Annotated in this window: 10 protein-coding genes, 1 pseudogene and 1 riboswitch; of the genes and pseudogenes, 2 read left to right on the top strand and 9 right to left on the bottom strand. The window is 70.7% G+C overall.

Going from position 1 to position 7899, the window contains the following annotated elements:
- The 4 genes and pseudogenes from A9X05_RS22535 to recA all read right to left on the bottom strand — a co-directional run.
- Positions 1 to 300 (bottom strand): annotated as a pseudogene (locus A9X05_RS22535) (hypothetical protein); the annotation flags it as partial.
- The gene (miaB, locus tag A9X05_RS22530; protein WP_067784153.1) at positions 288 to 1820 is read right to left on the bottom strand and encodes a tRNA (N6-isopentenyl adenosine(37)-C2)-methylthiotransferase MiaB; all 1533 of its coding nucleotides are present in this window, start codon (positions 1818 to 1820) and stop codon (positions 288 to 290) included. The gene miaB and the pseudogene A9X05_RS22535, both read right to left, overlap by 13 nt.
- A gap of 52 nt (positions 1821 to 1872) precedes the next feature.
- Positions 1873 to 2394 carry a recombination regulator RecX gene (recX, locus tag A9X05_RS22525; RefSeq protein WP_067784151.1) on the bottom strand — a complete coding sequence of 174 codons (522 nt, stop codon included), beginning with the start codon at positions 2392 to 2394 and terminating at the stop codon, positions 1873 to 1875.
- Positions 2360 to 3412, bottom strand: coding sequence for a recombinase RecA (gene recA / locus A9X05_RS22520; RefSeq protein ID WP_067747318.1), 1053 nt, complete (start codon positions 3410 to 3412; stop codon positions 2360 to 2362). Before recA ends, recX begins: the two co-directional genes overlap by 35 nt.
- A 167-nt stretch (positions 3413 to 3579) precedes the next feature.
- A riboswitch (cobalamin riboswitch) is annotated at positions 3580 to 3705 on the top strand.
- 42 nt (positions 3706 to 3747) lie between these two features.
- Here recA and A9X05_RS22515 point away from each other — a divergent pair.
- Positions 3748 to 4455 (top strand): (2Fe-2S)-binding protein, encoded by a 708-nt coding sequence (locus tag A9X05_RS22515; RefSeq protein WP_082971044.1) that lies wholly within the window; start codon positions 3748 to 3750, stop codon positions 4453 to 4455.
- Between the two features lie 108 nt (positions 4456 to 4563).
- Here A9X05_RS22515 and A9X05_RS22510 read toward each other — a convergent pair whose 3' ends face one another.
- The 3 genes from A9X05_RS22510 to A9X05_RS22500 form a co-directional block, all read right to left on the bottom strand.
- Positions 4564 to 4758, bottom strand: a complete 195-nt coding sequence (locus A9X05_RS22510; protein WP_067747316.1) for a DUF3046 domain-containing protein — start codon at positions 4756 to 4758, stop codon at positions 4564 to 4566.
- Between the two features lie 43 nt (positions 4759 to 4801).
- Positions 4802 to 5026: a hypothetical protein gene (locus tag A9X05_RS22505; protein ID WP_231969407.1), complete on the bottom strand. Its 225-nt coding sequence runs from the start codon at positions 5024 to 5026 to the stop codon at positions 4802 to 4804.
- 71 nt (positions 5027 to 5097) lie between these two features.
- On the bottom strand, positions 5098 to 6264 hold the full coding sequence (locus A9X05_RS22500; protein WP_067747311.1) for a glycosyltransferase: 1167 nt from the start codon (positions 6262 to 6264) through the stop codon (positions 5098 to 5100).
- Positions 6265 to 6317: 53 nt separating this feature from the next.
- Here A9X05_RS22500 and A9X05_RS22495 point away from each other — a divergent pair, with 53 nt between their 5' ends.
- Positions 6318 to 6749, top strand: a complete 432-nt coding sequence (locus tag A9X05_RS22495) for a limonene-1,2-epoxide hydrolase family protein (protein WP_067747309.1) — start codon at positions 6318 to 6320, stop codon at positions 6747 to 6749.
- Here A9X05_RS22495 and A9X05_RS22490 read toward each other — a convergent pair.
- The gene (locus A9X05_RS22490) at positions 6746 to 7549 is read right to left on the bottom strand and encodes a hypothetical protein (RefSeq protein WP_156736911.1); all 804 of its coding nucleotides are present in this window, start codon (positions 7547 to 7549) and stop codon (positions 6746 to 6748) included. The two genes, A9X05_RS22495 and A9X05_RS22490, sit on opposite strands and share 4 nt — an antisense overlap.
- Before the next feature lie 16 nt (positions 7550 to 7565).
- Positions 7566 to 7899: PspA/IM30 family protein (locus tag A9X05_RS22485; RefSeq protein WP_197499174.1), on the bottom strand; the 334-nt coding region annotated here is incomplete at its 5' end.

The following is a 7899-nucleotide window of genomic DNA, read 5'->3' as shown; positions in this document are numbered from 1 at the left end:
CCGCGTCACCAAAGCCAGCATGGAGAACCCGACGCCGAACACCAGCGCCAGCCAGGCGAACACCCGCGAGGGCAGCGCCACCGCCGCCGCGCCGGCGCCGTGGCTGCTGAACAACACGTCCCAGCCCCGCACCGCGCCGGTGTGCGGCAGGATGAACGATCCCAGGAGCACGAAAACCAGGATCGCCACGACGAAGCCGCGTGGGCCCGGGTCGAATCCACGCGCCACCCGGCGTTCGGCGGCCTCGATTTCGGTCCGTAGGGCTTCGAAGTCGGGGTGTTCTTCCATCATCGGGCACATCCAAGGGATTCTGTGGGGTCGGGGGGCGGTCCGACGGCGGGCATGCCGAGGCCGACGCCGCCCGGGCGCTCCCCGGCGGCGTGCGCGTCGCCCGCGCGGGTTCGGCGATGGCTGAGGATGCCGCTGTCGGCGATGAGGTGGTGCGGCGCGGCCTGGGTGAGGACCGCGGTGACGACGTCCCCGGGACGCACCCGGTCGGCCCCGGAGTTGTCCAAGCCGAAGTGCACCAGGCGGCCGTCGCGGGCGCGGCCGGTCATCCGCGCCGTGCGGGTGTCCTTGCGCCCCTCCCCGGCGGCGACCAGCAACTCCACCGTCTGGCCGATCAGCGCGCGATTGCCCTCCAGCGAGATCTGCTCCTGCAGCTCGACCAGCCGCTCGTAGCGTTCCTGCACAACGGCTTTCGGGAGTTGCCCGTCGAGTTCGGCGGCCGGGGTGCCGGGCCGCTTGGAGTACTGGAAGGTGAACGCGGCCGCGAACCGGGCCTGCCGCACCACGTCCAGCGTGGCGGCGAAGTCCTCTTCGGTCTCGCCGGGGAACCCGACGATCAGGTCGGTGGTGATGGCGGCGTGCGGCATGGCCGCGCGGACGCGGTCGATGATGCCGAGGTAGCGCTCGGCGCGGTACGAGCGCCGCATGGCGCGCAGCACCCGGTCGGAGCCAGACTGCAGCGGCATGTGCAGGGCGGGGCAGACATTCGGCGTCTGCGCCATGGCCTCGATGACGTCGTCGGTGAACTCGGCCGGATGCGGGGAGGTGAACCGCACGCGTTCCAGCCCGTCGATGTCGCCGCAGGCCCGCAGCAGCCGCGCGAAGGCGCCGCGATCGCGGGGCAGCGCCGGGTCGGCGAAGGACACCCCGTAGGCGTTGACGTTCTGACCCAGCAGCGTGACTTCGAGTACGCCGTCGTCCACCAGGGCTCTCACCTCGGCCAGGATGTCGGCCGGGCTGCGGTCGACCTCCTTGCCGCGCAGCGCGGGCACGATGCAGAAGGTGCAGCTGTTGTTGCATCCGACCGAGACGGAAACCCAAGCGGCGTAAGCCGATTCGCGTGCGCTTGGCAGCGAGGAGGGAAACTCCCGCAGCGACTCGGCGATTTCCACCTGGGCGGTCTTGTTGTGTCGGGCCCGTTCGAGCAGCGTGGGCAGCGACCCGATGTTGTGCGTGCCGAAGACGACGTCGACCCAGGGCGCCTTGCGCAGCAACGCGTCCCGGTCCTTCTGGGCCAGGCAGCCCCCGACCGCGATCTGCATCTCGGGGTTGCCGCGCTTGCGCGGAGCCAGGTGGCTGAGGTTGCCGTACAGCTTGTTGTCGGCGTTCTCGCGGACGGCGCAGGTGTTGAAGACCACGACGTCGGCGTCCCCAAAATCCGAGCCGTCGGGGGCGCGCCGGTAACCGGCCGTTTCCAGCAGGCCCGCCAGCCGCTCCGAGTCGTGGACGTTCATCTGGCAGCCGTAGGTGCGGACCTGATAGGTGCGCGCACCGGCGCCGTCGGGCGAGCCCGCGGCGTCCTGCACCACCATCGAAGTCACGGGGCCATGGTACGGCGACCCGGCGGTACCCGAGAAACCGCAGCTAGACCCGGCGGCGGTCCCGTTCGGCGGCCAGCTCGGCGAGGACGACCTCGCACGCCAGGTTCTGGCTGTAGCCCCGGCGCGCCAGCATTCCGACCAGCCGGCGGGTCACCCGCGCGTCGTCGCCGTCCAGCGTCTCGCGACGCAACTTGGCCCGCACCAACTCCTCGGCCCGGTCCCGTTCGGCGCCGGCGTCGATCCCGGACAGCGCCGAGGCGATCACGTCCTTGTCGACACCCTGGGTGTGCAATTCGGCGGCCAGGGCGCGCTTGCTCTTGCCGGCCTTCGCCCGGCGCGAGCGCACCCACTGTTCGGCGAAGTCGGCGTCATCGACCAAGCCGACGGTTGCGAGTCGGTCAAGCACGGCGGCGCTGATGTCCTCGGGGTAGCCGCGCTTCGCGAGTTGGCCGTGCAGCTCGGCGCGGGTGCGCGCCCTCACGGTGAGCAGGCGCAGGCACAGGGTCCGCGCCTGCTCCTCGCGAGAGGGCTCAGAAATCGACGGGGGCGGGCAGGACGCTGTCATCGGACAAGCCATCGGTCACAACCGCACCAATGCCAAGCTTTTCCTTGATCTTCTTCTCGATCTCGTTGGCCACGTCGGCGTTCTCCATCAAGAAGGTGCGGGCATTCTCCTTGCCCTGGCCGAGCTGCTCACCCTCGTAGGTGAACCAGGAACCCGACTTGCGGATGAAGCCCTGCTCCACCCCCATGTCGATCAGCGAGCCCTCCCGGCTGATCCCCCTGCCGTAGAGGATGTCGAACTCGGCCTGCTTGAACGGCGGCGACACCTTGTTCTTGACGACCTTGACCCGGGTGCGGTTGCCCACCGCGTTGGTACCGTCCTTGAGGGTCTCGATCCGGCGCACGTCCATGCGCACCGAGGCGTAGAACTTCAAAGCCTTTCCACCCGTGGTGGTTTCGGGGCTGCCGAACATCACCCCGATCTTCTCGCGCAACTGGTTGATGAAGATGGCGGTGGTGCCCGAATTGTTCAGCGCGCCAGTCATTTTCCGTAGCGCCTGGCTCATCAGCCGGGCCTGCAGCCCGACGTGGCTGTCACCCATCTCGCCCTCGAGTTCGGCGCGCGGCACCAGGGCCGCCACCGAGTCGATGACCAGGATGTCCAGCGCGCCGGAGCGGATCAGCATGTCGGCGATCTCGAGGGCCTGCTCCCCCGTGTCGGGCTGGCTGACCAACAGGGAATCGGTGTCGACGCCGAGCTTCTTGGCGTAGTCCGGATCCAGGGCGTGCTCGGCGTCGATGAACGCCGCGACGCCACCGGCGGCCTGGGCGTTGGCCACCGCGTGCAGGGCGACGGTGGTCTTACCCGAGGATTCCGGGCCGTAGATCTCCACGACCCGGCCGCGGGGCAGGCCGCCGATGCCCAGGGCCACGTCCAGTGCGATGGATCCGGTCGGGATGACCGAGATCGGCTGACGCATCTCGTCGCCGAGACGCATCACCGAGCCTTTGCCGTAGCTCTTTTCGATCTGGGCCATCGCCAGCTCGAGAGCCTTCTCGCGGTCGGGGGCTTGCGTCATGGTGCCTCTCCTATGGTTCGGTGTGTTCGGTGACCGATATCGGTCGGTTGGCCGTGACACTAGAGAAGGCCACCGACAAGTTGTCTCGCCGAACGTTCCCCACAGTAGCCGAACACCTGTTCGATTCAAGCGGACACGCCGAAGCCACGCGCGTGTGGCAACATTTGCTACCGAAACGCGCTGACGGGGCCCATGGAGCCTGAGGAAACCGGTGTGAATCCGGTGCGGTCCCGCCACTGTGACCGGGATGCCCTCCCGAGAGCCAGACACTCGCCGTCAGCGCTTCCTCACGACAACTGGGGCGGATTTCCCCGTGAAAGTCTGGTTGCGCATCGATGGACATCTCCGCTGAGCTGGCCGAAATAGCCTCGTATCAAGGGTTTTTCGCGTTCACCGTGGGCGGGACCGCGGCCGGGTGGCACCCGGTCCGGCGGTCCTACGCCGACGGGTTCGCCGACTTGGTCGAGGCCACCGCCCGGCGCTATCGCACGACGGATCTGCGGATCGGCGCCTCGCTGGTTCATCTCGGACACGCCACCCGCCTGTGGTCGCCCGTGCTCGCGTGCGCGCTGGCCCACGGCGTCGTCCCCGACCTGGACGACCTGCAACGCGCCGGCGACGGGGCGCAATTGCGGCTGCCCGCGCCGGCCGGGTTCCCCGCCCGCTCACCGGACACCCTGTACCGGGCGGTGGTGCGCGAGCACATGCAGCCGCTCGCCGCCGGCCTGCGGGTCAAGCTGGCGCCCGCGCTGCTGGCGGGCAACGTGGCGTCGGCGCTGGTCGGCGCCGCCCGGGCCCTCCTGGCGGCGCGACCGGACCTCGACCTGCAGATCGCCGAAACGACCCGTGCGCTGCTGAGCACCGGTGTGCTGGCCGGATCGGGCGTCGTCACCGGCCCGCGCCTGGCCTTCAGGCGCCGCAGTTGTTGCCTCTTCTATCGGCTGCCCGGTGGAACCGTGTGCGGCGACTGCGTCTTCGAGACGCAGCCGCCGGACCGGCCTCGGGCGCCGCGTCGTTTGCCCCCGACGCGCGGGGGTACCTGAGCACCACGCCCACCGAGACATCCCTGCGAGCCCTCGCGTTGATCTGTCGGTACACCTCGCGGGGCTACTGCGGCAGCACCAATACCGACCTACGAATGGGCTGCCCACTCACCACTGGTCGCGCGGCACGTCGAAGTCCACGCACAGGGCCCGCCACACGTCACGGGGCTCGACCCCGTCCTCGATCGCCTGGGCGGCGGTGCGGCCGCCGAAACCGGTCAGCACGTGGTCGGCCAGGACCGAAGAACCGTATGCCGCACCGAATCGCAGGACCACCCGCTCGTTGAATTCCGTTAGCCGCACGCCAGCAAGATACCCACCGGGTGCCGATCGGACACCGGCCGCGTCAGCGCCAGCTGGCCGGCAGGTCGTTGAGGTGATTGGGGCAATAGTCCTGAACGGCCTCGGACATGGTGGTCCGCGCGCGCTGCGCCGACATCCGGGAGCGCAACTGCATGAAGGCGTACTCGGCCGGCGCATAGCCCTGCTCGGCGGCCGCCGGATCGTCCATCAACTGGCACGCCTGCTGCTCGTCGCCGCTGTCGGCGCGGGCGACACCCGAGCTGAACATCAAGGCGAGAAGCAGGCCGCCGGCCGCGATCGATTTCATTGCCGTTGCCCTCCTTTGCGCGACCTTGGCCATCATCCCGTCAGAGCGAGCGCCTCGTGGCACACCCGCACCGGATCGGCCACGCCGGCGATGCTAGCGGCGGCGGTCCGGGCCGCCTGGCGGTATCGGGGCGACGACAGCACCTCGTTGACCGCGGCCACCAACGCCCCGGCGGTCAGCGGCCGCACCAGCAGCCCGCTGCCCTGCCGGACCACCCGGTTGGCGATCTCCCATTGGTCGCCGCCGCCGGGCACCACCACCAGCGGCACCCCCGCCAGCAGCGTCTTGGCCACCATGCCGTGCCCGCCGCCGCAGATGGCCAGGTCGGCGTGCGTCAACAACTCGGCCTGGCTGCCCAGCCCGACCACCGCCCACGGCGGCACCTGCAGATCCGTACCGCCCAGCCGGGAGACCACCAGCCGCGATCCGGCGGGCAGCGTCTCCCCGGGCCGCAGGTGAGCCAGCGCGACCTCGGCCATGCCCTCGGTCCCGGTCGACGCGGTCGACGGCGCCACCACCACCACGGGCCCCGAACCCGCCGGGATGTCCAGCACCCGATCGGTCGGTTCGAAGTGCAGCGGGCCCACCACCACGGCCTCGGACGGCCAGTCCGGCCGCGGCACCTCGAGGGCGGGCAGGGTGGCGATCAGCCGCCGCAGCGGGCCGGGGTCGTGGGCCGGCAGCCCGATCTCGACCCGCACGGCCGCGCGTTGCCGCAGGCCCGCGCGCCACGACCGCGCGGTGAGCGCCCGCATCGTCGCATCGCGGAGCCGGCCGCGGATACCCGTGCCCGGCGCGAGCCCGCTGCCGATCGGCGGCAACCCCTTCGACGGCAAATACAGCGGGTGCGGGTCCAGCTCGATCCACGGGATGCCCAACAGCTCGGCGGCCATCCCGCCGCCGGCGGTGATGACGTCGGAGACCACCAGGTCGGGCGACAGCTCGCGCAGCGCCGGCACGTTCAGGACGGCCATCCGCGCCGCGCGCCGATGAATCCGCGCGCCGGCGTCGACGTCGTCGTCGGTGGCCGCCAGCCCGTCCAGCGGCGCGGCGCCGATGCCTGCGGCGCGGGCGGTGTCAAGCCACTCGGCGCCGGTGAACAGCGTGGGCTCGTCACCGGCCCGGGCGAAGCGTCGGCACAGCGCAATCGCGGGAAACGAGTGCCCGGGATCCGGCCCGGCGACCACGGCGACACGCATCGGCCTTACCCTGCCACAGCGCGCGGCCGCGACGCTCGCCTACGCTGGCGATCATGACCGAGCCGACCGGGACAGCCGTTGCGAACACCCGCACGGTCGAGACCTTCCTGAACGCCCTGCAGGACGCCGATTACGACGCCGCCGACGCGGCACTGGACGACGACCTCGTCTACGAAAATGTCGGGCTGCCGACGATTCGTGGCCGCGCCAGGGCCATGAAGCTGTTTCGCCAGATGGACGGCCGCGCCGCCTTCGAGGTGAAGATCCACCGGATCGCCGCGGACGGCGGCGCGGTGCTCACCGAGCGCACCGACGCCTTGATCTTCGGCCCGCTGCGGCTTCAGTTCTGGGTGTGCGGCGTGTTCGAGGTCCACGACGGACGAATCACGTTGTGGCGCGATTACTTTGACTTTTTCGACATGGTCAAGGCCACCCTTCGCGGCCTGGCGGCGATGGTGGTGCCGTCGTTGAAGGCGACGTTCTAGCTCGCTCCGCGCAGACCGCCGAGTTCGTCGAACGCCTGCGCCCAGCCGACCAGGCGGTCGGTGGCCCCGGTCAGCTCGGCGCGGTAGCGCTGCGAGGCCGCCAACTGGTCGCCGTTGGCGGAGGACACCAATTGCGCTGCGGCGGTGACCATTTCGTTGTATTGGCGAACGCCGGCGCTGAGCTGCGCGGTGAACGCGTTGATGGTAGGCACCAGATACGTTCGCGATGATTCGCTGGACTCGGCCGCCCGCTCCATCGACACCACCTCCGCGGCGGTGGCCGCCATGGCCGCCGAACTCTTGCTGGCCGCCGCGGACAGGTCGCGTATTTCGGCGGTCGGCAGCATCGATCCCCGCTCGATCACGTTCAGCAGCGACAGGAATCCGCGCTCGGAGGCGCCCAGCGCGTACATCGCGGGCCGCGCCGCCGAGCCGGGCGGCGGCAGCCGTCGCACGTTCGCCGGGCGGGGTGTGGGCAGCGGCTCGGAACGCAGCCACCGGTAGCGCAGCAACAGCAGCGTCGCCGGGACGGCCATGATGACCGCGACAGCGCCGGTGATCTCCAAGAGCAGCGCGAACCAGCCCCACGCCGCGAGCAGCATCGTCACCACCGCCCAGAACACACAGCCGACGGCGAAGATCAGGCCCCACCGCAGCGCGCGGCGCCGCCGCCGCAACAGCCGAGCGCGGGGATCCGCTGCGGCGCTGAGCTTTTGGGCCACCAGGTCGGAGAGGTCGGCGGCGGTGGCCAATCCCCGCCCCAGCAACGTGCGCCAGAGCCCGCCCCGTGTCTCGCTCACCGCCCCGACACCCGGGCTACTGGCCAAAGGGCTTCTCGGTGGCCGCGCTCCCGGTCGTCTCCGCGGGCGCGGGCGCCGCCTGCGGGGTGGCCCCGGGGGCAGGCGTCCCACCGGTCGGCAACGCTTCGCCGCGCATCGAGGCGCGGATCTGCTCCAGCCGGGAGTGACCGGCCATCTGCACGCCGGCCTGCTCGACCTCGAGCATGCGGCCCTGCACGGAGCTCTGCGCGAGCTCGGCCGATCCGATCGCGTTGGCGTAGCGGCGTTCGATCTTGTCGCGCACCTCGTCGAGGCTGGGCACGTTGCCGGGCGCGGCGATCTCGCTCATCGAGCGCAGCGAGGCGCTGACC

Source organism: Mycobacterium sp. E3298 (assembly GCF_001666895.1).
GTDB lineage: Bacteria > Actinomycetota > Actinomycetes > Mycobacteriales > Mycobacteriaceae > Mycobacterium.
Note: the sequence above shows the minus strand (reverse complement) of the source record. Positions and strands in the feature narration are given on the sequence as shown.

Excerpts from the sequence above, each read along its gene's own strand:
- miaB (WP_067784153.1), bottom strand. The coding sequence starts at position 1,820 with ATGGTGGTGCAGGACGCCGCGGGCTCGCCCGACGGCGCCGGTGCGCGC.
- A9X05_RS22505 (WP_231969407.1), bottom strand. The coding sequence starts at position 5,026 with ATGTTCAGCTCGGGTGTCGCCCGCGCCGACAGCGGCGACGAGCAGCAG.
- recA (WP_067747318.1), bottom strand. The coding sequence starts at position 3,412 with ATGACGCAAGCCCCCGACCGCGAGAAGGCTCTCGAGCTGGCGATGGCC.
- A9X05_RS22495 (WP_067747309.1), top strand. The coding sequence starts at position 6,318 with ATGACCGAGCCGACCGGGACAGCCGTTGCGAACACCCGCACGGTCGAG.
- A9X05_RS22515 (WP_082971044.1), top strand. The coding sequence starts at position 3,748 with ATGGACATCTCCGCTGAGCTGGCCGAAATAGCCTCGTATCAAGGGTTT.
- recX (WP_067784151.1), bottom strand. The coding sequence starts at position 2,394 with ATGACAGCGTCCTGCCCGCCCCCGTCGATTTCTGAGCCCTCTCGCGAG.
- A9X05_RS22500 (WP_067747311.1), bottom strand. The coding sequence starts at position 6,264 with ATGCGTGTCGCCGTGGTCGCCGGGCCGGATCCCGGGCACTCGTTTCCC.